Origin of the sequence: Staphylococcus marylandisciuri (assembly GCF_025519785.1) — a bacterium.
Lineage (GTDB): Bacteria > Bacillota > Bacilli > Staphylococcales > Staphylococcaceae > Staphylococcus > Staphylococcus marylandisciuri.
This window is the reverse complement of sequence record NZ_JAOPKZ010000059.1, coordinates 1-262: the sequence shown is the minus strand read 5'-3', so window position 1 is coordinate 262 and position 262 is coordinate 1. Positions and strand designations below refer to the sequence as shown.

At 52.3% G+C, this 262-nt stretch carries 1 tRNA gene and 1 rRNA gene; both read left to right on the top strand.

Annotated elements, in window-relative coordinates:
- Window positions 1-9: 9 nt before the first annotated feature.
- Window positions 10-124: ribosomal RNA gene (gene rrf / locus N9R04_RS11375) — 5S ribosomal RNA — on the top strand.
- Between the two features lie 11 nt (window positions 125-135).
- Window positions 136-210: transfer RNA gene (locus tag N9R04_RS11370), tRNA-Asn, on the top strand.
- The last annotated feature ends 52 nt before the right edge of the window (window positions 211-262 follow it).

Below are 262 nucleotides of genomic sequence, written 5' to 3'. Positions count from 1 at the left end.
CATTTGTTGTCTGGTGACGATGGCAAGGAGGTCACACCTGTTCCCATGCCGAACACAGAAGTTAAGCTCCTTAGCGCCGATGGTAGTCGGACTTACGTTCCGCAAGAGTAGGACGTTGCCAGGCAATAGTATAAATCCACAGTAGCTCAGTGGTAGAGCTATCGGCTGTTAACCGATCGGTCGTAGGTTCGAATCCTACCTGTGGAGCCATATGGCCCCGTGGTCAAGCGGTTAAGACACTGCCCTTTCACGGCAGTAACAC